Origin of the sequence: Catellatospora sichuanensis (assembly GCF_007483665.1) — a bacterium.
GTDB lineage: Bacteria > Actinomycetota > Actinomycetes > Mycobacteriales > Micromonosporaceae > Catellatospora > Catellatospora sichuanensis.
In genome coordinates, this window is record NZ_VIQO01000039.1 from 115,094 (window position 1) to 141,555 (window position 26,462).

The 26,462-nt window shown below is 69.6% G+C and carries 28 protein-coding genes; 19 read left to right on the forward strand and 9 right to left on the reverse strand.

Annotated features, from left to right (window positions below; all coding sequences use genetic code 11):
• The first annotated feature begins 10 nt into the window (after positions 1–10).
• From FLL47_RS38510 to FLL47_RS38540, 7 genes are all read left to right on the forward strand, one after another.
• Positions 11–1,027 (forward strand): LacI family DNA-binding transcriptional regulator, encoded by a 1,017-nt coding sequence (locus FLL47_RS38510; protein WP_246159234.1) that lies wholly within the window; start codon positions 11–13, stop codon positions 1,025–1,027.
• A gap of 2 nt (positions 1,028–1,029) precedes the next feature.
• Positions 1,030–2,604 carry an FAD-dependent oxidoreductase gene (locus tag FLL47_RS38515; RefSeq protein WP_144127609.1) on the forward strand — a complete coding sequence of 525 codons (1,575 nt, stop codon included), beginning with the start codon at positions 1,030–1,032 and terminating at the stop codon, positions 2,602–2,604.
• A gap of 26 nt (positions 2,605–2,630) precedes the next feature.
• Positions 2,631–3,908, forward strand: a complete 1,278-nt coding sequence (locus FLL47_RS38520; protein WP_144127610.1) for an ABC transporter substrate-binding protein — start codon at positions 2,631–2,633, stop codon at positions 3,906–3,908.
• Positions 3,905–4,798 (forward strand): carbohydrate ABC transporter permease, encoded by an 894-nt coding sequence (locus tag FLL47_RS38525; RefSeq protein WP_186316165.1) that lies wholly within the window; start codon positions 3,905–3,907, stop codon positions 4,796–4,798. The genes FLL47_RS38520 and FLL47_RS38525 overlap by 4 nt, the downstream gene beginning before the upstream one ends.
• Positions 4,788–5,618 carry a carbohydrate ABC transporter permease gene (locus FLL47_RS38530; RefSeq protein ID WP_144127612.1) on the forward strand — a complete coding sequence of 277 codons (831 nt, stop codon included), beginning with the start codon at positions 4,788–4,790 and terminating at the stop codon, positions 5,616–5,618. The genes FLL47_RS38525 and FLL47_RS38530 overlap by 11 nt, the downstream gene beginning before the upstream one ends.
• 2 nt (positions 5,619–5,620) lie before the next feature.
• The gene (locus tag FLL47_RS38535) at positions 5,621–6,652 is read left to right on the forward strand and encodes an acetylxylan esterase (RefSeq protein ID WP_246159236.1); all 1,032 of its coding nucleotides are present in this window, start codon (positions 5,621–5,623) and stop codon (positions 6,650–6,652) included.
• Between the two features lie 296 nt (positions 6,653–6,948).
• The gene (locus tag FLL47_RS38540; protein ID WP_222106393.1) at positions 6,949–8,673 is read left to right on the forward strand and encodes a multicopper oxidase family protein; all 1,725 of its coding nucleotides are present in this window, start codon (positions 6,949–6,951) and stop codon (positions 8,671–8,673) included.
• A 9-nt stretch (positions 8,674–8,682) separates the two neighbouring features.
• Here FLL47_RS38540 and FLL47_RS38545 read toward each other — a convergent pair whose 3' ends face one another.
• Positions 8,683–9,336, reverse strand: a complete 654-nt coding sequence (locus FLL47_RS38545; protein ID WP_186316166.1) for a ribonuclease FAU-1 family protein — start codon at positions 9,334–9,336, stop codon at positions 8,683–8,685.
• A 95-nt stretch (positions 9,337–9,431) separates the two neighbouring features.
• Here FLL47_RS38545 and FLL47_RS38550 point away from each other — a divergent pair, with 95 nt between their 5' ends.
• The 3 genes from FLL47_RS38550 (at position 9,432) to FLL47_RS38560 (ending at position 10,950) form a co-directional block, all read left to right on the forward strand.
• Positions 9,432–9,728, forward strand: a complete 297-nt coding sequence (locus FLL47_RS38550; protein WP_246159250.1) for an ArsR/SmtB family transcription factor — start codon at positions 9,432–9,434, stop codon at positions 9,726–9,728.
• A complete protein-coding gene (locus tag FLL47_RS38555) occupies positions 9,725–10,111 on the forward strand; it encodes a VOC family protein (protein WP_144127613.1) in 387 nt (128 codons plus the stop codon). Before FLL47_RS38550 ends, FLL47_RS38555 begins: the two co-directional genes overlap by 4 nt.
• A gap of 152 nt (positions 10,112–10,263) precedes the next feature.
• On the forward strand, positions 10,264–10,950 hold the full coding sequence (locus FLL47_RS38560; protein WP_144127614.1) for a hypothetical protein: 687 nt from the start codon (positions 10,264–10,266) through the stop codon (positions 10,948–10,950).
• Here FLL47_RS38560 and FLL47_RS38565 read toward each other — a convergent pair.
• Both FLL47_RS38565 and FLL47_RS38570 read right to left on the reverse strand, forming a co-directional pair.
• Positions 10,934–11,629, reverse strand: a complete 696-nt coding sequence (locus tag FLL47_RS38565) for an alpha/beta fold hydrolase (protein WP_144127615.1) — start codon at positions 11,627–11,629, stop codon at positions 10,934–10,936. The genes FLL47_RS38560 and FLL47_RS38565 overlap by 17 nt on opposite strands.
• 223 nt (positions 11,630–11,852) lie before the next feature.
• Positions 11,853–12,407: a TetR/AcrR family transcriptional regulator gene (locus FLL47_RS38570; RefSeq protein ID WP_222106394.1), complete on the reverse strand. Its 555-nt coding sequence runs from the start codon at positions 12,405–12,407 to the stop codon at positions 11,853–11,855.
• 120 nt (positions 12,408–12,527) lie between these two features.
• Between FLL47_RS38570 and FLL47_RS38575 the strand changes: the two genes are divergently transcribed.
• Positions 12,528–13,460: an SDR family NAD(P)-dependent oxidoreductase gene (locus tag FLL47_RS38575; protein ID WP_144127617.1), complete on the forward strand. Its 933-nt coding sequence runs from the start codon at positions 12,528–12,530 to the stop codon at positions 13,458–13,460.
• Positions 13,461–13,488: 28 nt separating this feature from the next.
• Positions 13,489–14,532 carry an MBL fold metallo-hydrolase gene (locus FLL47_RS38580; protein ID WP_144127618.1) on the forward strand — a complete coding sequence of 348 codons (1,044 nt, stop codon included), beginning with the start codon at positions 13,489–13,491 and terminating at the stop codon, positions 14,530–14,532.
• Between the two features lie 118 nt (positions 14,533–14,650).
• Here the strand turns inward: FLL47_RS38580 and FLL47_RS38585 are convergent, their stop codons facing one another.
• From FLL47_RS38585 to FLL47_RS38595, 3 genes are read right to left on the reverse strand one after another with little or no spacing between them, the layout of a single operon-like run.
• Positions 14,651–15,607, reverse strand: coding sequence for an ABC transporter permease subunit (locus tag FLL47_RS38585; RefSeq protein ID WP_186316167.1), 957 nt, complete (start codon positions 15,605–15,607; stop codon positions 14,651–14,653).
• Between the two features lie 18 nt (positions 15,608–15,625).
• Positions 15,626–16,585 (reverse strand): ABC transporter ATP-binding protein, encoded by a 960-nt coding sequence (locus FLL47_RS38590; RefSeq protein WP_144127620.1) that lies wholly within the window; start codon positions 16,583–16,585, stop codon positions 15,626–15,628.
• Positions 16,582–16,986 carry a GntR family transcriptional regulator gene (locus FLL47_RS38595; RefSeq protein ID WP_342780395.1) on the reverse strand — a complete coding sequence of 135 codons (405 nt, stop codon included), beginning with the start codon at positions 16,984–16,986 and terminating at the stop codon, positions 16,582–16,584. The genes FLL47_RS38590 and FLL47_RS38595 overlap by 4 nt, the downstream gene beginning before the upstream one ends.
• Before the next feature lie 171 nt (positions 16,987–17,157).
• Here FLL47_RS38595 and FLL47_RS38600 point away from each other — a divergent pair, with 171 nt between their 5' ends.
• On the forward strand, positions 17,158–18,381 hold the full coding sequence (locus FLL47_RS38600; protein WP_222106395.1) for an MFS transporter: 1,224 nt from the start codon (positions 17,158–17,160) through the stop codon (positions 18,379–18,381).
• A gap of 66 nt (positions 18,382–18,447) precedes the next feature.
• Here FLL47_RS38600 and FLL47_RS38605 read toward each other — a convergent pair whose 3' ends face one another.
• Positions 18,448–19,569, reverse strand: coding sequence for a hypothetical protein (locus tag FLL47_RS38605; protein WP_144127623.1), 1,122 nt, complete (start codon positions 19,567–19,569; stop codon positions 18,448–18,450).
• A 164-nt stretch (positions 19,570–19,733) separates the two neighbouring features.
• Between FLL47_RS38605 and FLL47_RS38610 the strand changes: the two genes are divergently transcribed.
• Entirely contained in the window at positions 19,734–20,042 is a 309-nt protein-coding gene (locus FLL47_RS38610) for a hypothetical protein (protein WP_144127624.1), read from the forward strand.
• A 19-nt stretch (positions 20,043–20,061) separates the two neighbouring features.
• Here FLL47_RS38610 and FLL47_RS38615 read toward each other — a convergent pair whose 3' ends face one another.
• Together FLL47_RS38615 and FLL47_RS45280 are read right to left on the reverse strand one after the other, a co-directional pair.
• Positions 20,062–20,628, reverse strand: a complete 567-nt coding sequence (locus tag FLL47_RS38615; RefSeq protein WP_144127625.1) for a hypothetical protein — start codon at positions 20,626–20,628, stop codon at positions 20,062–20,064.
• A gap of 282 nt (positions 20,629–20,910) precedes the next feature.
• On the reverse strand, positions 20,911–21,060 hold the full coding sequence (locus tag FLL47_RS45280) for a rhamnogalacturonan lyase family protein (RefSeq protein ID WP_425457811.1): 150 nt from the start codon (positions 21,058–21,060) through the stop codon (positions 20,911–20,913).
• A gap of 1,082 nt (positions 21,061–22,142) precedes the next feature.
• Between FLL47_RS45280 and FLL47_RS38620 the strand changes: the two genes are divergently transcribed.
• From FLL47_RS38620 to FLL47_RS38640, 5 genes are all read left to right on the forward strand, one after another.
• Positions 22,143–22,634, forward strand: coding sequence for a hypothetical protein (locus FLL47_RS38620; protein ID WP_144127626.1), 492 nt, complete (start codon positions 22,143–22,145; stop codon positions 22,632–22,634).
• Between the two features lie 251 nt (positions 22,635–22,885).
• Positions 22,886–23,302 carry a hypothetical protein gene (locus FLL47_RS38625; RefSeq protein WP_144127627.1) on the forward strand — a complete coding sequence of 139 codons (417 nt, stop codon included), beginning with the start codon at positions 22,886–22,888 and terminating at the stop codon, positions 23,300–23,302.
• Positions 23,303–23,649: 347 nt separating this feature from the next.
• Positions 23,650–24,336, forward strand: a complete 687-nt coding sequence (locus FLL47_RS38630) for an arsenate reductase/protein-tyrosine-phosphatase family protein (protein ID WP_144127628.1) — start codon at positions 23,650–23,652, stop codon at positions 24,334–24,336.
• Between the two features lies 1 nt (position 24,337).
• A complete protein-coding gene (locus tag FLL47_RS44535; protein ID WP_144127629.1) occupies positions 24,338–24,991 on the forward strand; it encodes an arsenate reductase/protein-tyrosine-phosphatase family protein in 654 nt (217 codons plus the stop codon).
• A 457-nt stretch (positions 24,992–25,448) separates the two neighbouring features.
• Positions 25,449–26,411, forward strand: a complete 963-nt coding sequence (locus FLL47_RS38640) for a TSUP family transporter (protein ID WP_222106396.1) — start codon at positions 25,449–25,451, stop codon at positions 26,409–26,411.
• The last annotated feature ends 51 nt before the right edge of the window (positions 26,412–26,462 follow it).

The following is a 26,462-nucleotide window of genomic DNA, read 5'->3' on the forward strand; positions in this document are numbered from 1 at the left end:
CCGCAGGCGGGTGACCCAGCAGGACATCGCCCGCATGACCGGCGTGAGCCAGGCGACCGTCTCGCTCGTCCTCAACGGACGGTCCGACGCCGACGTCAAGCTCTCGGCGGAGACCCGCGAGAAGGTGCTGCGGGCCATCGCCGAGACCGGCTACGTGGCCGACCCGATCGCCCGGCGGCTGGCCGCACGGCACAACCGCATCATCGGCGTGTTCACCTACGAGCCGGTGTTCCCCAGCGCGAACAGCGACTTCTACCACCCGTTCCTGGTCGGCATCGAGCAGCAGGCCGAGGTGCTCGGCTGCGACCTGCTGCTGATGACCAGCACGCCGGTGGTCGACGGGCGGCGGCGCATCTTCCACGGCGACAACCGGCTGCGCCTGGCCGACGGCAGCATCCTGCTCGGTCGCACCATCGACCGCGCCGACCTGGCCCGGCTGCTGGCCGAGGAGATCCCGTTCGTATCCATCGGCCGACGCGACGACGCGGGTGGCCCGGTGCCCTACGTCGGCGCGGACTACGCCGCGGCGACCGCGGAGATCGTGCGCCGGGCGGTCGCCCTGGGCCACGACCGGCTGGCTTACCTGGGCCTGGGCGCAGGTCCGGAGTCGTGGGCCGACCGTGGTCGCGGCTTCCGCGAAGCCGTCGCAGCGGCCGGGGTGTACGGCGAGCACCACGTGCCGCCCGCCGAGGGTGAACCCGTGCGGGACACCGCGGCCGTGCTCGACGCGACGCTGGCCGCGGGGGTGACCGCGGTGGTGGCCGAGGAGCACGCCGACGGCGTCGCGCTGTTCGAACTGGCCCGCTCGCGCGGGGTGGAGCTGTCGGTGGCCACGCTCGGGGAACCGACCCGGGCCGCACTGCCGACCGCGGTGGAGTTCACCAGCCTGCGCATTCCGCGCCAGGCCATGGGCGCGCAGGCCGTCGAGGTCCTGACCGCGCTGATCGAGGGCACGCCCGGTGACCGGCAGCGCCTGCTGCCGTGCGAGGTCGTGCCCGGCGAGACGCTCAGCGAAAGAGGTAACTGACGATGCAGGCCGAGATTCTGGTGGTCGGGGGCGGCCTCGGCGGGGTGGCCGCGGCGCTGGGCGCGCTGCGCGCCGGACGCCGGGTGGTGCTGACCGAGGAATACGACTGGCTCGGCGGGCAGCTGACCAGCCAGGCCGTGCCGCCCGACGAGCACAGCTGGGTCGAGCAGTTCGGCGTCACGGCGAGCTACCGCGCGCTGCGCGAAGGCATCCGCGACTACTACCGGGCCCACTACCCGCTGATCCCGGCCGCGCGGGCGTGGCGCGAACTGAACCCGGGCGGCGGCCACGTCAGCCGGCTGTGCCACGAGCCCCGGGTCGCGGTCGCGGTGATCGAGTCGATGCTGGCCCCGTACCGGTCGTCGGGCCGGTTGACGGTGCTGCAGCCGTACCGGCCGGTCGCGGCCGACACCGACGGCGACCGGGTCACCGCGGTGACCGTCGAGCACGTGCGCACCGGCGACCGGCTCACGATCGAGGCCGCGTACACCCTCGACGCGACCGAGACCGGGGAGCTGCTGCCGCTGACCGGCACCGAGTACGTCACCGGTTTCGAGTCGCAGCACGAGACCGGCGAGCCGAGCGCGCCGGACGAGGCGCAGCCGATGAACATGCAGGCGGTGTCGGTGTGCTTCGCGGTCGACCACGTCGACGGCGACAACACCATCGACAAGCCCGCGCAGTACGACTTCTGGCGCGCGTACCAGCCGGACTTCTGGGGCGACCGGCTGCTGTCGTTCCGCTCGCCGAACCCGCGCACCCTCGCGATCAGCGAGCGCAGCTTCACCCCGAACCCCGACGACGACCCGCTGGCGGTCGTCGCCGACCAGCGGGTCAACCCCGGCGACGGCAACCTGTGGACGTTCCGGCGCATCGCGGCCCGCAAGCTGTTCACGCCCGGGGCCTACGAGAGCGACATCTGCCTGGTCAACTGGCCGATGATCGACTACTTCGAGAGCCCGGTCATCGACGTGCCCGACGCCGACACCCACCTCGCCAACGCGAAGCAGCTGTCGCTGTCGGTCCTCTACTGGCTGCAGACCGAGGCCGGATTCCCCGGACTGCGGCTGCGCGGCGACGTCACCGGCGGCGCCGACGGCCTGGCCATGGCCCCCTACATCCGGGAGTCACGGCGCATCCGGGCCGAGTACACCGTCGTCGAGCAGGACCTGTCGCTGGCCGTACGCGGCGACAAGGGCGCGGTGGAGTACCCCGACGCGGTCGGGGTCGGCATGTACCGCATCGACCTGCACCCCTCGACCGGCGGCGACAACTACATCGACGTCGGCTCGTGTCCCTTCGAGATCCCGCTCGGCGCGCTCATCCCGCGCCGGATGGAGAACCTGCTGCCCGCGGGCAAGAACATCGGCACCACGCACATCACCAACGGCTCGTACCGGCTGCACCCGGTCGAGTGGAACGTGGGCGAGGTGGCGGGGGCGCTCGCGGCGTACTGCCTGAACCAGGGCCAGACGCCGCGCGGCGTGCGCAACACCCCGGAGCAGCTTTCCGGGTTCCAGGCACAGCTCATCCGGGACGGCGTCGAACTGCGCTGGCCCGACGTCTCCGGCTACTGACCGGCCACCTTGAGTTGGAGTTCACGATGAAGATACGCGCACTTCTCGCCGCCGCGATCGCCGGCGTGCTCGCCCTCGGACTGGCCGCCTGCGGCGGTGAGGAGGAGCCGAGCACCGGCCCCGTGTCGCTGCGGATGACGGTGTGGTCCTCGAACGAGGCGCACCTGAAGCTGTTCAACGAGATCGCCGACGCCTACCGGGCGAAGAACCCGCGGGTCACCGAGATCAAGTTCGACCCGATCCCGTTCGAGAGCTACACCACCACCCTGACCACGCAGATCGCCGGCGGCAACGGCCCGGACCTGGCCTGGCTGCTGGAGAACTCGGCCCCGGACTTCGTCGGCTCGGGCGCGCTGCTGCCGCTGGACGACACCCTGGCCAAGGCCGACGGCTACAACACCGCCGACCTCAGCCCGGCCGCGACGAAGCTGTGGCAGGCCGACGGCAAGCTGTTCGCGTACCCCTTCTCGACCTCGCCCTTCGGCGTGTTCGTCAACAACGACATGGTCAAGGCGGCCGGGCAGCAGACCCCGGCCGAGCTGATCGCCGCCAACCAGTGGACCTGGGAGAAGGCGGTCGCGGTCGCCGCGGCGTCGTCGGCCAAGAGCGGCAAGGCCGGGCTGGTCGTACGCGACTTCGACTACAAGGGCTGGGACAACCTGTCGACCGTGTGGTCGGGCTGGGGCGCGCAGGCGTGGAGCGCGGACGGCAAGACGTGCGGGTTCGACCAGCAGCCGATGGTCGACGCGATGACCTTCCTGCACCATGCGATCTTCACCGGCAAGGCGCTGCCCGGCCCCGGCACCACCGCCGACTTCTTCGCCGGTGAAGCCGCCATGACGATCACCCAGATCTCCCGGACGTCGCTGCTCAAGGACGCCAAGTTCGGCTGGGACCTGGTCCCGCTGCCGACCGGGCCGAAGGGCGAGTACGCCGTGATCGGGCAGGCCGGGCTCGGCGCGCTGAAGAAGGGCAAGAACGCCGACGTCGCCGCCGACTTCCTCGCCTTCTTCACCAACCCCGACAACTCCGCCAAGCTCGCGGCGTACTTCCCGCCGCCGCGCACCTCGCTGCTCACCGCCGAGACCCTCGCCAAGACCAACCCGCTGCTCAAGCCCGAGCAGCTGCAGCAGGTCGTCATCGACGGCATCTCCAGCGGCGTCGTCAAGCCCAGCCACACCGGCCAGGCCGAGATCGCCCAGGCGGTGCGGGCCGCGCTCGACCCGCTGTGGAAGCCCGACGCCGACGTCAAGGCGGTCCTCGGCGGCGTGTGCTCGGCCATCAACCCCCTACTGGCCAAGTGAGCACTCGCTTCTGGACGGGTAGCCGGCGCGACACCCTCGCCGGCTACCTGTTCATCGCCCCTCAGCTCATCGGCTCGCTGCTGTTCGTGTTCGTGCCGCTGGGCCTGGTGTTCTGGTACAGCCTGCACGAGTGGAACGTGCTCGCCGACACGTTCACCTTCGTCGGCGGGGAGAACTACCAGGCCCTGGCCGACGACCCGAAGCTCGCCGACGCGCTGATCGCCACGGGCTTCTTCTCGGCCGGGCTGGTCGTGCTCAACCTGAGCCTGGCGCTGCTGCTCGCGGTGCTGCTCAACCAGCGGCTGCGCGGCACGGTGTTCTTCCGGACGGTGTTCTTCTCGCCGGTCGTGGTGAGCCTGGTCGCCTGGACCATCGTGTGGAGCTTCCTGCTGCAGGACAACGGCGGCATCAACGGCCTGCTGGAGACCGTCGGCGTGGACGGGCCGAACTGGCTGCGCGGCGACGCCACCGCCATGATCTCGGTGATCGTGGTGCAGGTGGTCAAGAACGTCGGCCTGAACATGGTGCTGTTCCTGGCCGCGCTGCAGGGCGTGCCCGCCAACCTGTACGAGGCCGCCACCGTCGACGGCGCCGGCCGCCGCCGGCAGTTCCTCAGCATCACCGTGCCGATGATCAGCCCGACCATCCTGCTCACGTCGATCATCACCGTGGTCGGCTCGCTGCAGGTGTTCGCGCAGATCGCGGTGCTCACCCAGGGCGGCCCGGGAACCTCCACCACGGTGCTCGTCTACTACCTCTACCAGCAGGCGTTCCAGTTCCACCACTTCGGATACGGGGCCACCCTGTCCGTGCTGCTGTTCCTGATCGTGCTGCTGCTGACCCTGGTGCAGTGGCGTATGCGCCGGAAGTGGGTGTTCCATGAGTCGTAGGGCCAAGACCGCCGTGTACGGCGTGCTGTGCCTGCTGGCGCTGCCGTTCCTGTTCCCGACCTGGTGGATGGTGACCTCGTCGCTCAAGCCGGTCGGCGACATCTTCGCGTTCCCGCCGACGCTGTGGCCGAGCGACGTCAGCTTCGACGCTTACGCCAAGGCCTTCGAACTGCAGCCGTTCGCCCGCCAGTACTTCAACAGCATGTACATCGCGGCGCTGGTCACCGTGGGCACGCTCGCGGTGTCGTCGCTGGCCGGATACGCGTTCGCGCGGATCAGGTTCAGAGGCGCGAACGCCTGGTTCGTGGTGATCCTGGTCGGCCTGCTCATCCCGAGCGAGGTCACCATCGTGCCGCTGTTCAAGATGTTCGACGCCTGGGGCATGGTCGACACCCACTGGCCGCTGATCCTGGTGCCGATCCTCGGCGCGCCCAGCGTGCTGGCCACGTTCATCATGCGGCAGTTCTTCCTCGCCCTGCCCGGCGAGCTGGAGGAGGCGGCGAAGGTCGACGGCCTCGGCCGCTTCGCGATCTTCCGGCTGATCGCGCTGCCGCTGGCCCGCCCGGCCCTGGGCGCGGTCGCCATCTTCACGTTCCTGCACAGCTGGAACCTCTACCTGGAACCGATCGTGTTCCTGTCCAGTTCGGAGATGTTCACCCTGCCGCAGGCGCTGACCCAGTTCGTCGACGCGTACGGCGGTCCGATGTGGGACATCCAGCTGTCCGCGGCCTCGCTGACGGCCCTGCCGGTGCTGGTGGTGTTCGTGATCGCGCAACGCCAGTTCATCGAGGGCCTGGCGCACACGGGTCTCAAGGGATAGCCGTGCCGATCACCGAGCCGAACCCGGGGGAGTACCGCAGCTCGCTGCGGGCGCCGGACGACTTCGACGAGTTCTGGGCGCGCACGCTCACCGAGGCGAGCGCGTTCCCGCTGGACGCGCGGTTCACCTCCGTGTGGCGGCGCACGATCGAGGTCCACGACGTCACCTTCGCCGGGTTCGGCGGGCACCCCGTCAAGGCCTGGTTGGCCCTGCCCGCCGGAACCACCGAGCCGCTGCCCTGCGTGGTCGAGTTCCCCGGCTACGGCGGCGGCCGAGGGCTTCCGCACGAGTGCCTGCTCTACGCCGCGTCCGGCTACGCCCACCTGTTCATGGACGTCCGCGGCCAGGGCAGCGGCTGGCGCCACGGCGACACCTCCGATCCCGAGGGGACGAGTCCGCAGCATCCCGGCTTCATGACCCGCGGCGTGCTCGACCCGCACACGCACTACTACCGCCGGGTCATCACCGACGCGGTCCGGGCCGTCGCGGCCGCGCGTGCTTTTCCGCTGGTGGACGTGTCACGGGTCGCGGTGACGGGGGAGAGCCAGGGCGGCGGGCTGGCCCTGGCCGTCGGGGCACTCGTGCCGGACCTGGTCGCCGTCGCGCCGGACGTGCCGTTCCTGTGCGACCACCGGCGCGGCGCGGAACTCGCCACCGCCGGGCCGTACCGCGAGGTCACCTCGTATCTCGCGGTGCACCGCGACCACGAGGAGCAGGCTTTCCGGACGCTGTCCTACTGCGACGGCGTGCTGTTCGCCGGGCGGGCGACGGCTCCCGCGCTGTTCAGCGTCGCGCACATGGACGCGAGCTGCCCCCCGTCGACGGTCTACGCCGCCTATCACCGCTACGCGGGACCGAAGCGCATCGAGGTGTACCCGTTCAACGGCCACGAGGGCGGCGAAGCCGTCCAGGACGCCGTACGTCTGGCGTTCCTCGACGAGGCGTTCGGGCCGCGTCGAGACGCCCTCGCGAAAGGCGCCGACCCGACATCCACCAGCGTGGCGCAGCCGAAACTCCAGTTCAGCGGCCCATAGGCTCGATTCAGCGCGAGCCGTGGTCGTCGATCGAAGCCACTCTGCTCGGCGTTTACGGATGCGAGTGAAAGTTGGATCAGATGGTTGGGCGAAGGCAGTTGCTCGTGGCCGGTGCCGTCGGAGGCGCGGCCATGATTCCCGGGGGAGTGCTGGGAGCGCAGGCGCAGGCGTCGCCTGACCGGGGTGGCCACGGGGGTCACGGGGGTCACGGAGGACACGGGGGTCATGGGAACGCGGACACCGCGATACCGCGGACCCCTCCGCTGAAGAGGTTCGTCGACCCGCTGCCCATACCGATGACAGCCGTCCCGGATCCTTCCGTCTACCCCGGCGCCGACTACTACGAATACACGATGCGGCCGGGCAAGTGGCGCTTTCACCGGGATCTCGGGCCGGCCACGGTGTGGGGTTACTGGGCCAAGAACCCGCACCATGCGCACCGACCGATCGGCATGGGCTATCTCGGGCCGACCTTCAGCGCGACCAGGGACCGTCCGACGGTCGTCAAGTACCGCAACAAGCTGCCGACCACTCACCTGTTCCAGAGCGTGATCGAGGAAATTCGGGGCGGGAACCCCCAGCTCACCCCGACCCCTCCGCCGCCGTACCACGCCCACCCGCCGTTTCCCAAGAACGTCAACGTGTGGAACGTCGTACACCAGCACGGCGGTTTCACACCGCCACAGTCCGACGGCATGCCGCATCAGTCGTTCAGCCCGGACGGCATCCACGCCGACGGCTACACCACCCTGGAACCGAGCCGGGTCAAACGCAACGAAGCGATCTACGGCTACACCAACCACGAGCGTGCGGCCATGCTCTGGTATCACGATCACGGCATGGGGATGACCAGCCTCAACGTCTATGCGGGCCTGGCCGGTCTCTACTTCATCCGCGACCGCGCCGAAGAGCGGCTCGGGCTGCCCCGAGGCGAGTTCGAGGTCCCCCTGATCCTGCAGGACCGGACCTTCCACCGGGACGGCTCGCTCGCCTACACCATGACCCTGCAGGAAGGCGAGGACACCCCCGTCGTCAACGGCAAGGCGTACCCGTTCCTGGCCGTCGAGCCGCGCCGCTACCGGCTGCGCATCCTCAACGGTTCGAACGAGCGCTTCTGGCGGCTGAGGTTCGACGTCACTCCCAGGGAGGTGCTGCCTCAGCCCCAGTTGCCGTTCTGGCTGATCGGCACCGACTGCGGCCTGCGTGACCCGCTGCCGATGCTCAACTTCCTGATCTCGCCGGCCGAACGATACGACCTGCTCATCGACTTCAGCCAGCTGCCCATGGGCACGAAAGTCACGATGACGAACTACAACGCGCCGGTCCACTTCCCCGGCATCCCCGGCGAAGGACCGGAGATCTCCGAAGTCATGCAGTTCCAGGTCACCAAACGATTGTCCGGAGGCGGGGACAAGACGACGCCGCCCGACAAACTCACGTTGCCGACGGTCGCCTCCGTCGAGCCGACACCGCGCACCCGGCGGCGGCAATGGGTCATCTACCAGCATGAGCTCTTCGCCACCATGACGCTCAATGCGGTGCCGTTCATGGAGCCGTCGCAGGACTTCGTCAAGGCGGGCTCGACCGAGGTCTGGGAGTATGTCAATCCCAACCACGACGCCCACCCGATGCATGTCCACCTCGTCAACTTCCAGGTGCTGAACAGGCAGCCGATCGACGCGGCCGGCTACCAGGCCCAGTACGACAAGTGGGTCTTCGGCGGCCGCAAACCGGAGGACCTGCCGGTGCTGGCGAACTACTTCACCGGCCCACCGATTCCGCCCGACCCGGACGAGGTGGCGTCCAGCAAGGACGTCGTCAAAGCCTATTCGGAGATGGTCACCCGCATCATCATCCCGGACATCTACCCGCCGACGGGTGACATCGCGTCCATTCCGGGGAGCGGGGCCGAATTCCCGGCGACCTACATCCACCACTGTCACATCCTCGAACACGAGGACGACGACCTGATGCGCCCGTGGACGATCGTCAAGGACGGTCCCGGGCGGGATCGGCAGTAGCTCCCGCCGTCACCAGCTCCGCGGGCGGTCCCAGCCGGGCGGCGGAGTGTCGCCGGTATCGGCGGCCCAGGACGGGTCGGGACGGTAGTCGCACCAGGTCCCGTCGAACGGGAAGACACCCGCTTCGACCAGGTCGATCACCTCCCGGCCCGCCCGGCGCACCCGCGCCTCGTCGTCCACCCAGTAGTGCTCGGGCTGCGTCAGCCGCTCGGCGAACACGTCCTCGTCCTTCCAGCGCCAGGTGCGGTCGGCGTCGACCCAGACGTCGAGGTCCCAGTCGGTGGTGTCCAGGCCGGCCAGCCGCGGGTCGCGCCAGGCGACGCCGGGCCGCTCCAGGTTGACGTACCAGCTGCGGAAGCGCCCGTCGGTGTCGAACAGCCAGCGGACCGAGTAGTCGGCGCCCGTGGGGTGCCAGGACAGCGCGCTGTGGCGGGCGACGAACGGCATCGGCTGCTTGGGGCCGGTGACCCACTCGGCGAGCGGGATCTGCGACATCCGGCGGTCGTCGAGGCGGTTCAGGTGCCAGCCGCATGTGCCGTGGGCGCACCACAGCAGCGCGCCGCGCTCGTCGTGGCGGACCGCCCGCATCCGGAACAGGCCGCCGATCTGGGTGTTCTGGAAGTGGCGGACGTAGACCAGCTCACCCGGTTCGAAGGTCACCATTCCGGCAACCTACCCGACCCGGTGGCCGGGTCACGGTAGGTGCGGTCGCGCTCGCCGTCCGGGCGACTTGATAGGCAAGCAGTTACTTGCCTATAGTGGTTGACGTGGGCGACGTCTTCAAAGCACTGGCCGACCCGACCCGGCGGCACATCCTCGACGAGCTGGCCGAGCGCGACGACCAGACCCTGTTCGAGATATGCACCCGGCTGGGCACCAAACACCAGTTCACGTCTTCGCGCCAGGCGGTCTCGCAGCACCTGGAGTTGCTCGAGGCCGCGGGCCTGGTGCGTACGCGCCGCGAGGGGCGCTACAAGTTCCACACCCTCGACACCACCCCGCTCGCGCAGATCGCCGAGCGCTGGGTCCGGACCAGACCACAGGAGAATCCATGAGAATCCACCTTGCCAGCATCCTCGTCGACGACCAGGCCAAGGCGCTGGCCTTCTACACCGACGTGCTCGGCTTCGTGAAGAAGAACGACATCCCGATGGGCGAGTTCAGCTGGCTCACCGTCGTCTCCCCGGACGAGCCGGACGGCGTCGAGCTGGTGCTGGAGCCCGACCAGCACCCGGCGGCCAAGCCGTTCAAGGAGGCCCTGGTCGATGACGGCATCCCGTTCACCTCGTTCGCCGTGACCGACGTGCACGCCGAGTACGAGCGGCTGACCAAGCTCGGTGTCGTCTTCACCCAGCCGCCACTGGAGATGGGCCCGGTCACCACCGCCGTCCTCGACGACACCTGCGGCAACCTGATCCAGATCTCCCACATGAACTGACCCGGCGCAGCGTGGTGGCGCGGCGCGGCGGTGGTGGTGTGCCGCGCCGTGTCGCACTGCGCCGGCGGCGGGGGTGTGTCGGATCGGCGCGATCCGGGAGCGGAGACGGTTAGGCGACTGAGGCGGCGGGCGGGCGCGCCTAGGCTGCCGGCATGCGCCGCACCCCTCGCCTTCTCCTGGCCGCCGCCTGCGTGCTGGCCGCCGGCACCGCCTGTGGCTCCGACAAGGACGATCCGGTCACCGCGCCCACGTTCTCCACCGTGGTCAGCCCGACCGCCGCCCCCGTCGAGTCGGCTTCCCCGTCACCCGCGCGGACCTCGGCGCGCCCGTCGCCCGCCGCGCCGTCCTGGCCGTCGCCGGCCGACTGCGTCTCCTACAACCCGAACAACCTGACCGTGCAGTACGAGGCCGGCATCCACCAGGTCATGGACGGTTCGAAGATCGTCGCGCGGCTGCACGGCGGCCCCGGCGAGAACATCGGCGACCAAGGGCTGGCCCTGGCGCAGCGCTACAAGCGGCACTGCTTCATCGGGCGCGGCAACGGTCGCGAGGACGCCAACGCCTACGTCTTCGACTACTGGCGTGACTCGTCCGGCAAGCGCACCACCATTGCGGGCGAGGACGACGCCTGCTCGTCGTACGACCGGGGCAACCTGCAGGTCAACGACATGGGCGGCGGGCAGGGCTGGCGGGTCAAGGACGACGACAACGTGCTGCACGTCTTCGACGACGAGTCCGACGCCCGTGACGGCCGCCTGGTCCTGGCCAAGTACGGCCGGATCTGCCGGCTGGGCAACCCGCCCGACGACGACCAGGACTACGTCACGTACGGGAAGTAGCGAGGAGCTCCCGCACGGCGGCGACGAACTCGGCCGGCCGCTCCTGGTGCACCAGGTGGCCGGCGTCGATGACGGTCAGCTCGCCGTGCGGCAGAGCCTGCGCCAGCTCGGCGATGGTCTCCTGGCGCACATGGCTGGCCGGGCCGCCGGAGATCAGCAGCGTCGGCACGGTGACGCCACGAGCCTCGTCGCGCCAGCGCGGATCGGGCTCGTCGATCTGCGAGCGCAGCGCAAGGACCGCGTCCCAGTCGAAGGACAGCTCGCCTTCGGGACGCTGGGGCGGCACCGGGGTGCGCGGGTACATCAGGCCCGCGTCCTCCACGACCAGCGCGTCGACCCGCTCCGGGAACCGTGCCGCGAACAGGTACGCCACCACGCCGCCGAGGGAGTGTCCGATCACGGCGACGCGCTTGAGCCCGAGCGCGTCCAGCAGACCGGCGACGTCGGCCACGAGCAGGTCGATCGCGTAGCCGGCCGTGCGGTCGCCGCGGCCGTGGCCGCGCTGGTCGACGGCATACACCCGCCACCGGTCGGCCAACTGCTCCGCGACGGTGTCCCAGTCACCCGGGCCACCGCCGCCGATCCCGTGCAGCAGTATCACCGGCGGTGCGTCCGGCTCACCCCACGTCCGGTATGCCAGCCGCACCCCACCGACGTCGACGTGCTCGTAGTTGTTCATGGGCCGAACTTATCCCGCCCGGCACCGGTCACCGGTCGAGGAGTTCGATCAGGGCCTGGCGTCGTTGCGTACGGGGTAGCGCAGATGTGTGACGCCCACACACGCCTACCGCGCGTTCTCCGGCGGCAGCGGCCGCTTGGAACGGTGGCGGCGCCTCGCAGAGCGCTCGGGTCGGTGACGTCCATCCGCAACGCGACGACCTGCCCGGGGCGACGCGCCGGGGTCAGCGGGCGGGACGCAGCCCTTCCCGGACGACCTCGAGCACCCGCGCGGGTGCGGCGTCCCCGCCATAGCGCTGCATGGCCTGGCAGCCGACCATGAGCGTCTTGACGTCGGCGACCGTGACGTCGGCGCGGACCGCGCCCGCGGCCTGGGCGCGGACCAGCAGGTCGCGCATCGCGTCCTTGAACGCCAGCTCGTGCTCGGGTATGGCGGCCTCGATGTCGAAGCCCTCGCCAGCGAGCGCGTCGACCAGGCCCTTGTCGGTCGCGCCCGCGGAGGTCATCAGGTCGAAGAAGCCGAAGAACGCCTCACCCGGGTCGGCGGTCTCGGCCAGCTCGCGGGCCTTGCCCACGAGAAACTCCACCCGGTCCACCACGATCGCCTGGTACAGCGCCTCCTTGGTGGGAAAGTGCCGGTAGACGGTGCCCGCGCCGACCCCGGCCCGCCTGGCGATCTCGTCGATCGGCACACCGAGACCTTCGGCGGCGAACACCTCGTAGGCGGTCTGCAGCACCTTGGCGCGGTTGCGGCGGGCGTCGGCGCGCAGCGGTCGCACGGTTTCGCCGGTCATCGTGTTGGCCGGCGGGGGAGACGTGGGTCACTGGCTAACCGGGGCGCTCGTTCCGTATAGTAAGTGGGGCGCACGTTCCGATTATATGCACTCCGAGGAGACGCCATGAACGCCACAGCCACCACGGCGGGCCGCTGGACCGCCGCGGACGTGCCCGACCAGACCGGCCGGGTCGCCGTGATCACCGGCGCGAACACCGGCATCGGCTTCGAAGCCGCGAAGGTGCTCGCCGGCCGCGGCGCGACCGTCGTGCTGGCCTGCCGCAACCCGGACCGGGCCGGCGACGCGCTCGCCCGGCTCACCGCGTCGACCCCCGGCGCCCGCGTCGAGTTCCTGCGGCTGGACCTGTCCTCGCTCGCCTCGATCCGCGAGGCCGCCGCCGAGCTGCGCGGCCGCCACCCCGAGATCGACCTGCTGGTCAACAACGCCGGCGTGATGTGGCCGCCGCGCAGCACCACCGCCGACGGCTTCGAGCTGCAGTTCGGCACCAACCACCTGGGCCACTTCGCCTTCACCGGGCTGGTGCTCGACCGGCTCCTGCCGGTCGTCGGCTCCCGCGTCGTCACCATCAGCAGCATGGGCCACCGCACCGGGCAGCTCGACTTCGACGACCTGCAGTCCGAGCGCTCCTACGGCCGCCACCGCGCCTACGCGGCCTCGAAGCTGGCCAACCTGATGTTCACGTACGAGCTGCAGCGCCGCCTGGAGACCGCCGCCGTACACACCGCAGCGCTCGCCGCCCACCCCGGCGGCGCGGGCACCGAACTCGTGCGAAACTCCCCGCCGCTGATCCGGTTCCTCTACCCGCTGTTCGAGCCGCTGGTCACCCAGAGCGCCGAGCGCGGCGCGCTGCCGACCCTGCGCGCGGCGACCGATCCGTTCGCGCGTGGCGGGGAATACTACGGGCCGGACGGTCTCGGCGAGGTCAAGGGCTTCCCGAAGCGCGTCGGCTCCACCGCCCGCTCGCACGACAAGCTCGCCCAGCGCCGCCTCTGGCAGGAGTCCCTCCAGCTCACCGGCGTCACCTTCCCCGTCTGACCGTCCACCGACCACTAAGGACACCGAGATGCCCGCGATCCTCGCCGCGCTGGGCGCGACACCCAGCGGAGCCCGCGCCGAGCGGGTGCGCCAGTCGCCGCACTTCCGTGATGGCTCCTTCCAGAACAGCACGCCCACCCGCACCATGGTCGGCGGCGAGAGCCGCCCCAGCGTGCGCGAGTTCCTCACCGGTGGCGAGCGCCGCCGGCCGAGCGCCCCGGTGCCCCTGGTCACCGGCGATGCCCCAGCCGGGACGGCCACCGACGGACTGCACCTGACCTGGTACGGCCACGCCACCGTGCTGGTCGAGATCGAGGGCGCCCGGGTGCTGCTCGATCCGGTGTGGAGCGACCGGTGCTCGCCGACCCCCGGCATCGGCCCGAAGCGCCTGCACCCGATGCCGGTGGCGCTGGTCGACCTGCCGCGGCTCGACGCGATCGTCATCTCGCACGACCACTACGACCACCTCGACATGCCCACCGTGCAGGCACTGACCCGCAGCCAGCAGGCCCCGTTCCTGGTGCCGCTGGGCGTGGGCGCGCACCTGGAGCGCTGGGGCGTGCCCGACGCCCGGATCATCGAGCTGGACTGGGAGGAGAGCGCCGACGTCGCGGGCCTGACCCTCACCGCCACCGAGGCCCGCCACTTCTCCGGCCGCACGCTGCGCCGCAACGGCACCCTGTGGAGCTCCTGGGTGATCGCCGGCGAACAGCGCCGGGTCTTCTACACCGGCGACTCCGGCTACTTCGACGGCTACGCCGCCATCGGCGAGCGCCACGGCCCCTTCGACGCCACGCTGATGCAGATCGGTGCGTACGACAAAGGCTGGCCCGAGATCCACATGTTCCCCGAGGAGGCCGTCGCCGCCCACCTCGACCTGCGCGGTGACCTGCTCATCCCCGTCCACTGGGCCACCTTCAACCTGGCCCTGCACCCGTGGGCCGAGCCCGTCGACCGCCTCTGGGCCGAAGCCAAGGCCCGTGACGTCAACCTCGCCGTCCCCCGCCCCGGCGAACGTGTGGACGTCACCGTCCCACCGTCCCTCGACCCTTGGTGGCAGGCCCTGTCCTGAAGGCAGGGCGCCTGCGCGACGCGATCCGTGACCGAAGCGATGCTCGTCGTCCGGTCACGGATCGCGTGGCCTGGTCGATCCGGCGCGAAAGCCTGCCGTCGACAACGCGGTCCGCCGCTCAGTGCCGCCTGCGCAACGTCCAGACCAGAGCGCCGGTGCCGACCAGGACGGTCGCTGCGGCCAGGATCGCCGCCTGAATCCACTGGAACCGCCAGAAGCGGCTGACCGGGTGGTACTCCACCATCGAGATGAATCCGCGCTCGGCCAGGCAGCTGTCCCGCTTCTGCTGTCCGGCCGCGGAGTCGGCCTCACCGGGAGCCGGCGGGCAGAGGTCGGCCGGCGGGCCGGCGATCTCACGCCCGGACGGGTCGGTCCACGCGTTGCCGGTCAGGATGGCGCCCTGGTCGAGGATCGCTTCGTACTCGGTGTACGCGGCGCGTAACGGCTCCGCGTAGGCATCCCGCGCGAAAACCATGATCGGGAACACGAGGGCGATGACCGCGAAGGTCACCGCCATCGATGCCAGGGTGCGTCGCAGGACCGCGCTGATCGCGGCACCCAGCACGAACGCGAACAGCCACCAGGCCGCGGCGGCGACGCCGACCAGGTTGAACAGGCCGGCGTTGGAGAAGGCCGGGCCGACGACGCCGTCGAAGACCGACAGCCACGCGCCGACCATCGCGGACAGGGCCAGCCCGGCCACGACCACCAGCACGGCCAGCAGGCCGACCTTGGTGCCGAGCCAGCGGCCCAGTGTCACCGACTGGGTCCAGGCCAGCTTGTTGGTGCCGCGCTCGAACTCGCGGCCGATCAGCGGGGCGCCCCAGAACGCCCCGATGAGCGCCGGTCCCAGCAGCGGAAGGATGCCGAGCACCGCCTGGTAGACGAGTCCGTAACGCTGGGACAGCCCGACGTTGACGTCGTGGCACTGCTCCGCCGGGCCCGGGCAGCCCGCCACGACGTGCTCGGCGAGATACCGCGTCGCGTCCATCGCGGACGCCAGCAGCAGGACGCCCAGCCCCAGCAGCAGCCCGGCGGTGGCGAGCACCTGTGCGCGATGTTGACGCCAGGTCAACCAGTACATGGTGTCCTCTCAGTTCTGCGGGGTCGCCGGTTGCCGTGGCAGTGCCGTGGCGGCGGGGTCGCGAAGGTAGGTCAGCACGAGTTCCTCCAGCCCGAGCGGGCGTCCGATCCAGCGCGGGTCGGCCGCGGGTTCGGAGCCACGGACGAGCATGCTGGTCTGCCGTCCGGCAGTGTGCCGGGTGACGACCTGGTGCCCCGCCGCCACGGCCTCGGCCGAGTCGGCTGGGCCGATGAGCAGGTGGTGGCTTTCCAGCAGTGCGCCGATGTCACCGCTGACCTGCACCCGGCCCCGGTTGAGCACCACCAGCCAGTCGCAGGTGTCCTCGAGGTCGGGGACCACGTGCGACGACAGCAGGACGGTCATGCCCGTCTCCGCGACGGCCGCCATCAGGTGCCGGGTGACGTCGTGACGGGCCAGTGGGTCCAGGTCGGCGAGGGGCTCGTCCAGCACCAGCAGGCTGGGCTGCTTGGCCAGCGCGAGGGTCAGCGCGACCTGCGTCTGCTGGCCGCCGGAGAGCCTGCCGACCTTCCGGTCCAGCGGGATCTCCAGTTCCTCCAGCCTCTGCCGGGCCAGGTCGCCGTCCCAGCGGGGGGTGAGGTCGCGTCCGAACCGGAGCATCTCGCGCACGCGGAAGTTCCGGTAGAGCGGCTTCTCCTGGGCCAGGAACGCCACCCGGGTCAGCGCCTGCGCGTCGTGTCCGACGGCAGCGCCGAACACCTCGACCTGCCCATCGGTCGGACGCAGCAGCCCCACCGCCAGATGCAGCAATGTCGTCTTCCCCGAACCGTTCGGGCCGACCAGGGCTGCCACGCGGCCTGCCGGGATCGTGAGCGTGCAGTCGCGCAACGCCCAATGTCGCCCGTATCGCTTGCTCAGGCTCACCGCTTCCAGGGCCGGTCGCTCCGCCGGCTCGGTGGTCGTCGTGCCGGACTGTTGCGGGTCTGCCGTGGCAGCCGTTCCTGCTGTCATGCGATGTCCTCTCGATACGCCTCGTCGAGCACCGCCGCGAACAGTGCCTTCAGGTCTTCGCGATCCAGGTCGGCCGCGCGGCCGGCGTGCACCACCCGCGCCAGCTCGGCCCGGGTCTTCTCCTGCGCCGCGACGGTGGCGACACCGAGGGTGCCCTGGATGAAGGTGCCCAGCCCGGGCCGGCCGACGGCCAGTCCCTGGCGTTCGAGGTCCCGGTATGCCTTCAGGACCGTGTTCGGGTTGATGGCGAGCCGGTCGACCACCTCCCGGGCCGTCGGGAGCTGGTCGCCGGGCTGCAGGACGCCGAGCCGGATCGCGTGCCTGACCTGCTGGACGATCTGCAGGTAGCTCGCGACACCGGAGGCGCGGTCCAGATGAAACTCGATCAGGGCAACCTCAATTCACTACTTGAATAGTGAAAGCATGAATACTCGATCGCTCGATGTCAAGCAACGGCCGCCTCGGGTAGGTTGGGGGCGACGTAACGGCGGGGGGCGGCACTGGCAGCGACAGCGGCGAGCCCACCGTCGGCACCGGACCCGGAGCGCAGGCGCGACCTGTGGCCGCTGCTGGTGGCGCAGACGCTGTCCGCGCTCGGAGACTCGTTCTCATACGTCGCGATCCCGCTGCTCGTCCTGCACACCACCGGCTCGGTCGCGCAGATGGGCGTGGTCACCGCCCTCGGCGGCGCGGCATCGCTGATGACCGGCGTGTTCGCCGGGGTGGTCGTGGACCGGTTCGACCGCAGGCGGCTGCTGGTCGGCTGCGACCTGGCCAGACTCCTGCTGTACGCGAGCATCCCGCTCGCCTGGCTGGCCCAGCCGCAGGTGTGGCTGCTCTACCTGGTGCTGCCGCTGGCGAGCGCCTTCGGCATGGTGTTCCGGGTCGCGCACGTGACCGTCGTGCCCAGCCTGGTGCCCGCAGAGGAGATCACCCGCGCCAACAGCCGCCTGTTCGCAGCGTCGTCCACGGCGTACCTGGTCGGCCCGGCCCTGGCCGGTCTGCTCTCGGGCCGGTTCGGCCCGACCGTGGCGATCGCGGTCGACGCGGGCACCTTCGCCGTGTCCGCAGCGGTGCTCGTCCTGCTCCGGCTGCGACCGACCGGCGCGCCTGCCCGCCGAGCCGACGACGAGCGGCCGCTGGACGTGCTGCTCGCCGGGGCGCGGTTCATCGCGCGGCATCCGCTACTGCGACCACTGACGGTGCTGCTGACCGTGCTGAGCAGCCTGACCTTCGGCCTCACCGACGTGGTGATCTATCGGCTGAAGCACGACCTCGGCCAGAGCGACGGCACCGTCGGCTACGTGCTCGCGGTCGGCATCGTGGGCACGCTGCTGGGTTCGGTCGCGGTGGCGCGTTTGCGGCGGCGGTACGGCTTCGCGCCGACGTGGACCGGGGCCTGGGCGCTGTGCGGAGTCGCCATGGCCGGGATCGGGCTGGCCGGCCGGGTGCCGCTGGTGGCTGCCGCGGCGACCGCCGTGCTGGGCTGCACCGCCGTGGCGGGCATCGTGTCGATGTCGCTGCGGCAGGAGGTGACCCCGGCCCCGCTGCTCGGCCGGGTCACCTCGGCGTTCTGGACCCTCCACTCGGCGCTGACCCCGCTGGGCGCGGCGGCGCTGACCGCGGCGGCCGCCGGGTACGGCTCGTCGGCGACCCTGATCGCCGCAGGCGCGCTGTGCACGGCGACCGCGGCGACCGCGCTGTTCACCCCCCTGTTCCGCACCTCGGCGCAGACAGACCGCGGAGCTGCCCCACCGGATGCCCTGCCCAAGCCCGGAGACGTCAGCGCAGCATGAACATCCAGCCGTCGCCCTCGTGGTCCTCGGCGCGGTGGAGCCGCCGGTCGCGTCCCGACGGACAGGTCACCGCGCACCGGTGCGCAGCTGCGGGAACGCCTTCCGTGCGTCCGCGAGCAGCGCCCGGTAGCCGTCGCCGTGCGTGACGGCCGCGGCGAACAGGGCGTCCAGCGCAGCCTGCAGTGAGTCCGGCTCCATCGCGCCGAGCAGTGCCGGGACGGCCATGTGCTGCTGTGACACGTGCTCGTGCCGACCGTCGTACGAGCGCACCGTGGTGAGCGGCATCCCGTTCAGGCGCGGCCACAGCGCGCGCGGATCGTCGAACGGCGGTGGGAGCGGTCGGCCGTCCCGCAGCGCCGCCAGCGCCGGGACCACCCACGGCAGCTCGGACAGACCGGCCGTCACATACGCCTTCTCGGCCGCCCACCGGGCCACCGCCCGCTGCGTCCGATCGTCGGCCTCGGCCACGGCGAACACCAGTTCCAGGTCGAGCCCTTCCATGCCGAGCACATTGCCCTGTACTCGGCGCAGCCGGTCGTTGGGCACCCGGTCACCCCAACGACGGCGGTCCGCGGCGGCTCTCCGATCCGCCTGTCGGCGCTCCTGCTCCAGCCGTTCCAGGCGTGCCTTTTCGGCGAGTTCTTCGGGTGTGGGCGGCGGCGGAAGCGACCGCGCGTGCTCGTGCCAGTACGCGGCCTGCGCCGTCGTTTCCCGAAGCACCCGGTCGGCGGCCGGCGGCGCCGGCCAGAACTGCAGCAGGTAGTTGTCGTGTGGCGGTTCACCGTCTTGGGGCACGCCGCCCTGCTGCCCCTGCGCCATTCCGCGCCCGCAGTATCGGACCCGGTAGTCGCCATCGGGCAGGTCGAGTGGATACCAGCCCTCGCCGCCCCACTCGGCGAGTCCCAGCTCCGTGCCGTCGGTCGTGAACGACGCCTCGACGGCGTCCTCCCACGACTCGTCCGGCGGCGGCGGCTCGCGGCGGTGCAGCTCGACGGTGAAACCGACGCGGCCGGTGTGTGTGCCGGTGATCAGGAACAGTGTTCCGGGAATGGCTGCCCCGCACAGACCGTTGACCTGCCCGCGGAACGAGTGGGACAGGTCGCCGTCAAGCCGGGCGTTGCGGCTCTCCACGTAGATCTGCCCGTAGCAGACATGCACTTCCTGATGCAGTTGCACGTCGGCAGGCATCGGCCCTCCTCGCCATCGACGACCGGCTGTGCGCGACAGCCTGCCACCGTGGTGTGACAACGGTGTACGTCCGGCAGGTGAACCAGCGACGGCTGGAAGTGCACCGGCCCCCGAGTCATCGACATATCATGCCGTGATCGTCGAGGCCGATGGGAGGACGTCGAGTGCTGCCGCGATGGATGCCACAGTGGCAGGGCGCAGAGAAGCGCGCCGCGGAACTCGACCGCGCGGAGATCCTGCGCTCCGTTACCGCATTCCAGGAGGTGATGTTCGACGACGACCACGGCTACCTCGATCGGCTCCCCGAGGACGTGGAAGCCAACCTGCTGCCCGTCGTGGAACTCCTCGGGTCGGCGGCCGCGACGGGTGACCTCCTGGATCTCCTCGTCACGTCGCGCCTGCTCCGGGACACGGCGTCAGGTGTGCCCCTGCCTCAACCGCTACGAGCCGTGATCGACGCGCTACCGGCCTGAGCGGACGTAGCTGTTCGAGCTAACCCCGCTCGGCAAGCCTCGCCTGATCGGTCATCTGCTGGGAGAACTGCGGCGCGGGCCGGCGGAACTCCACCACGGTCCCGTGCCGGCCGGCTACACCGCCGGCCACGACCGCCCAGCGCGCGTACGCAGACAGCGCCACCCCGGCGATGCCGAAGACGCCTGGGGCGACCACCACCGCCCAGCGGATGGTCTCCGCCAATGTGGACAGCTCTTCGTCTCCGAGCTGCTCGGGCAGCACGACAGGCAGGTACAGGGCGCAGGAGACCGGCACCAGCACGAAGCAGGCGGTCGCCGCCCTGACGAGGCCGGCTCGCCGCGCCCGGCAGGCCGGGCAGAAGCCCCACGGATCGTCGATGATCTTCACCATGAGGTTGTGGGCCAGCCAGGCGGCGAACAGTCCAGCGCCCAGTATGAGGAGGTAGAGCTCGGGGTCGGGGTCGTCGAGGTAACGCGCCTGCGGGTAGGCCACGGGCAGCCCGGCCGCTACGACGACCACCGCCACCGCGGTCTGCAGCCAGGCGGGCGGTCGCGATCGGAACCGCGCGCTCGCGGTGAAGGTCACCGGATTCCCGTGGCGAGAGCAGACGGGGATCGGCTGACTCCGCTGTGGTGGGACGAGGACCATGCCCGAAGGCGACGTCGTTGCGGGCTCCGGCACGGGACCGCGCGCCACGGCCTTCTCGGCGCAGTCCGGCGCCGAGCGGCTGCCCAGAATCAAGCCGCCGCTCGGGGCCTGATGCCGGGCCGTCAGGGGCGTACCCGCCGCGCGATCGATGACCTTTCGGCGAGTACGGCCCTGACGGCCCGGCGACGGCCCAACGCCATGATCAGGCCGCCATGGAAATCATCTGACGTAGATGTTGGGGGAGTTCGGGGTGCTCATGCCGTCGCCGATGAAGAAGCTCGGGTGCGGCGGCTGGTTGTAGGCGGTGTCATGCCAACGGTGAAAATTCGACCCTGGCTGGGCGCGTCCAAGGCGTGCCGGGCCAGGCAAAACATAGTCAGTGATGGTCGTCGTTGGTTGTCACTGTCTAACGTCTGCGGCCTGGCGACGGCATGATCTTGGCGTTGGCGGAACCGAAGATCGTGGCCCCAGCCATGGTCGTGGACCTGTAGCGCGTCAAGCCCTCGGAATCCGGCGCACAGGCCGACTCGTCCGTCCCTGTACAGCCCAGCGGGTTTCGTCATGGCGCTGGCCTGCGAAGACCTCCGCCAGTAGCGGTTGTCACCGGTCGTCTTTGGTCGTCGTTTGACGGCCCGTGATGGCCCAAGTGCCTGCCTGACGGCCTCAGGACGGCCCCAACTGGGCACCCCGGGTCACTTCGCCACTGCGCTGAGCCGCGGATTAAGAGGGCTCCCTCCCAATCACGGTCGGACACCCTGACCTCAGATCAGCAAGCCGAGCGGCCGTGCTCGCTGCGCTCGTATTGCAGTCGGTTGGGGTCGGGAGGGGGTCAGACCCCAAGCACGTACTACACGCTGTCGCCTCACGCCAGCCGGTGGGATCCCCCTCGATGCGAACTATCGGTGCTGTCCACAGGGAGCAAGCCGACCGCGGGCCAATATGTCGTTGCCCATTCGGCGGTGGCCGACCAACGGCTTGTCCTTCTAGGGTGAGGCCCTACCGGCCATCGCGAGCGCGAAAGGCTCTGCCCAGTGTGGTACGAGATCCAGAAGTGGGCTGCGTTCCTGTGCTGCGTGGTCCCAACCATCGCATTTGCGCTGTATTCCGCCAAGGACAACCTGCGACGCAAGTAGGCCCTGCATCCGGCGTACAGGCCGACTCGTCCGTCCCTGTACCGGCCAAAACCCCTTCCCTCTGCACTGACCTGCCAAGATGCTTGGCAACGCCCCCTATCGACCGTCAACGCTGGTCATCGTTAGACGGCCCCGTCACGGCCCAGAAGCCTCTCGGAACGGCCCCACAACGGCCCCGCAGTAGGCTGCCGCACTGCTCGCAATGCGTCGCATCGCGTCCATCTGGTGACTGTGACCCGATCGGTAGGGTTACCGCGGTCGTTGCAGGCGAGGGCGTGTGAGACTCTGTCCCCTCCCGAAGATCAGCGAGGTAGGACGATGAACATCCGCTCAGCATGCACCCGTGTGCTGGCCCTTGCGCTCGGCCTGACGAGCACCGGAGTCACCGCATGCGCCAGCAACGACGAGCCGCCCGTTGGCCGACCCTCTGTTGACGCATCGCAAGACTCCAACACTCTGGCACCGGACCTGCACACGCAGGACACCGAGGTACGGATGGCGGTTGAGAACTACCTGGATGCGGTCAAGCATCGTGATGTCGCTCAGGGGCGTCTGCTGATCTGCGCGGACGTACGAGAGAAGTTCGATGCCGTCGCCACCACCGATGCCGGGGCGTTCTCAGCGCGCTTCACGCTGGTTGCTTACTCGATCGCAGACACCCGATTCAAGGGGACCGATGTACAAGTTCGGGCTGCGCAGGAGATCTCCGTGGCCGGCCAGGCTGAGCCGGAGAAGACCACGATCGTCTACACGATGACCCGTACCGCCGACGGCTGGTGCATTGCACATGCACTTCCCGACCGAACCTGACGCCGCCGCATACCGCGCTAGTCAGCGCGTACAGGTCAGCAGTTCACCAACCACAGATAGATGCCTAGGATCGCACCTGCCCACGTAAGCCATCACGGTTCGTGAGCTGGGCAAGGTTCTGCATCGTTCGTCATCGTTGGTCGGCTCAAGTCGGCCTCTGGCGGCCTTGCGTTCCGGTAACCGCGAACTCGAAAGCTCAGACGAGCGTTGTCATGTCGGCCTTGACGGCGCTCGTCTCATTATGGCGGAGCATGGAGTCGACCTCGGGCGGCCACCCAGGCATGATCTTTGGCATGGAAGGGCGAACTGGCTGGGTCGCCACCCTCGGCGACGGAATGATGCTGATGATCCACGGTGAGGACGGCGCCAAGTTCCTGGAGTCTGACGTCACCGACGCTGAGATCTTGGAGAGGTTCGGCCTCGATGAGGTGACCCACCTTCCTCCCGTGAAGCTGCCCCCGATCTGCACCGGGCTGTGGCTTGATGGCCCCCTTGCAGGCCAAAACTTGGACTACGTGATCAACGAGCTCGACCGCATCGGCGAGTTCTCCAGCGGCCAGTGGACCTACTCGTATCGGGTCGCGAGAGTCGCCACCGAGGAGCACCTCGCAGAACTCCGCCACCTGGCGTCGACACCGCGCAAGTTCCCGCTGGATGCGGACACCTGACACCGTGCCACTCTCGCCGTCCCGTCGCGATCGTCCCGCCCACCGGGGAGGGCCGCCCGGGAGGAGAAGGAGGGCCCCAACCAGAGGACTCGTCAAGACGCCGGCACGGGGCAGCGTTACCCGGCGGGCCACGGTTTAGGAATTATCGATCGCCGCTGAGAGGCGGGCTGTCGGCCTGGTATCGACCCTGTTAGCGGGCGGCCAGGCCGACCGAGCCATGTCCTAGCTTGACCCTGGCTGACCGCAGCATCGGGCACGATCGGGCACGACTTCAGGCCTGCGCGCTTCGGCAAGGAAACCGTCTTCCCGAGTTGACGGGCGGAACTATAACAGCGATTATTGACTCAATGGATGCTGAGTGGTCTACCGTAAAGCTGGTTTCACGCGCACGCATACACGCGGCGCTGGGCGAGCCTGCCCGGCTCGCGATTGTTGACGCGCTGGCACTGGGCGACGCATCACCGGGTGAGATCTCCCAGCGGCTCGGGTTGGCCACCAACTTGGTCGCTCACCACCTCAAGGTGCTGCAGGAAGCTGAGATCGTCGAGCGCTCCCGCTCTGAAGGCGATCGACGGCGCACCTATCTACGTCTGCGACCCGAAGCCCTGGCCGGTCTGACGCCGCCCCCATTGCGCCCGGTGCGGCGGGTGGTCTTCGTCTGCACGCACAACTCCGCCCGCTCACAGCTGGCCGCTGCCCTCTGGACCGCCCGTAGCGATGTGCCCGCCGCGTCCGCCGGGACCACGCCGGCAGCACGGGTGCATCCGCGCGCCGTGGCTGCTGCTGCGCGTTACGGACTAGCAATCGCGCAGGCCGCCACCGCCCACGTCGACGACGTCCTGCGCCGGGATGACCTGGTCGTGGCCGTCTGCGACAACGCCCACGAACAACTGCCAGCCGATCCCGTCAGTCGGCTGCACTGGTCAATTCCCGACCCCGCCCCCATCGATACCGACGCAGCCTTCGAGGCCGCCCTGACCGACATCGCGCAGCGCGTCGAGCGACTCGCACCCGCCCTACCACCCGGAGCCTGAGATGACCGACACCACCGCAAACGAGCTGAGCATCGACCAGCAGCTAGCGCTACGCACGGCAGCCGTCCGCCTCGGCGACGAGTTCAGCGGCGTCTACGGTGCCGAGACAATCGAACGGTTCCTGCACTCCAGTTACGACCAGTTCGCCACGACCGGCACCATCCCCAACTACCTACCCCTGCTGGCCGAGCGTTTCGCTCGCCAACGCCTACACGCCCTGGCCAAGGTTGAAGGCCACCACCACGATGGCAAGCCCGTCGTCCTGTTCCTGTGCGTACACAACGCCGGACGCAGCCAGATGGCACTCGGCTTCTTCCAGCACCTCGCTGGCGATCGCGCCACCGCATGGTCCGGCGGATCCGAACCCGGCGTTAAGGTCAACCCGTCGGCAATCGCCGCAATGGCAGAACGTGGCATCGACATCTCCGGCGAGTTCCCCAAGCCGTGGACCGACGAGATCGTCCGAGCCGCTGATGTCGTCATCACCATGGGCTGTGGCGACGCCTGCCCCATCTTCCCCGGCACCCGGTACCTCAACTGGGACCTCGACGACCCCGCCGGCCGCGACGTGGCAGACGTTCGACCCATCCGCGACGAGATCGAGCGGCGCGTACGGCACCTTCTCGACGAACTCGGCGTCCAGGTTGCCGCATAGCCGAACCGCGCCCGACCTGACGCTGGGAAAGTATCGACTCCGCATTCAGGGCTCTAGGCCTGGCCCAGGTAGCGGACACGGCCCACCAGTTCACCAACTACAGATAAGACCACGCCGCCGGACCTGGCCGGGTGACATCCAACACTGCGCCACCTGGTCAAACGTCCGCAGTAACGGTCATCGTTGGTCGACCCAGGTGAGCCTCTGACGGCCTGGAGACGGCCCGCGGGCGCGGCAGCAGCCAGCCAGCGGCCATCCCTCACAGACACACGAACGGACGAGCACCGTCAAGTCGGCCTTGACGGTGCTCGTCCGTTCTTCGGTGCTGTTCTTACCGAGGAAGCGCTCGGGTTATGCGTGCCCGCGGAGGAAGAGGCAATTTCTTAAACGGAGTAGTCGGAAACCGAAGCCACGTCCGACCTGCGGAGGATCCATTAGGACCCCGTAGGGTCGTACCGTGGCCATCCCACCCACCGTCCAACCGACTGGCGTCAGGACCTCCCTGCCCCTGGCCTTCTTCGGCGGTGCGGGTGTCGGTGTGCTCGGTGGGATGATCGGACTGGGCGGTGCTGAGTTCCGCCTTCCACTGCTAATAACCCTGTTCAGCTTCGCCGCCTTGCAGGCGATCATCGTCAACAAGGCGCTGAGCCTGGTTGTGGTGACCACAGCTTTGCCCGCCCGGCTGGTGGCGGTGCCCTGGTCGACACTGGTGCCACACTGGAGCATCGTGGTCAACCTGCTCGCTGGCAGCTTGCTCGGCGCGTGGGTCGGTGCCACCTGGGCGACTCGGATGCGATCGGCCACCCTCTACCGGGTCCTGGCCGTGCTGCTGCTCCTCATCGCCGCTGCGCTCGTCGCCAACCACGTCGGCACGCTGCGGCAACTGACCTTGAGCCCCGCCCTCGTGGTGATCGCTGGAGTCGTGGCCGGCTTCTTCATCGGTATCGTCGCCGCGATCATGGGCGTTGCGGGCGGGGAACTGCTGATCCCGACGATCGTGCTGCTGTTCGGCACCGACATCAAGAACATCCAGGTCGTCGGCTCCTTCCACGGCCGGCTTGTGCTCACCGGAGCGGCGCAGCCAGGAGCGATGCACGATGCGAAGGCCTGGCGCGAGTCCGGACTCGCCACCAGGTTCGAAGGCCGGCTGCACGCCGACGGCGGACCAGGCGGCTTCGCCGACGCCGCCTACACCGGCACCGGCCTGTGCGTGCCCCACCGAAGACAGAAAGGCCAGACCCCGACCGAGTCGACCCGCGAGTACAACCGCGCCATCGCAGCCCACCGCGCCAGCATCGAACGCGTCATCTCACACCTCAAGAACTGGCGGCTGCTGGCCACCGGCTACCGCAGCCCGCTCGACCGGTTCCCGATGTACCTCGACGCCATCACGAAACTCGAGATCTACCGAACCTCATGATCGAATAGCACTCCGAACCTCCATCTTCCCGACCGGTGAAGAGGATCATGG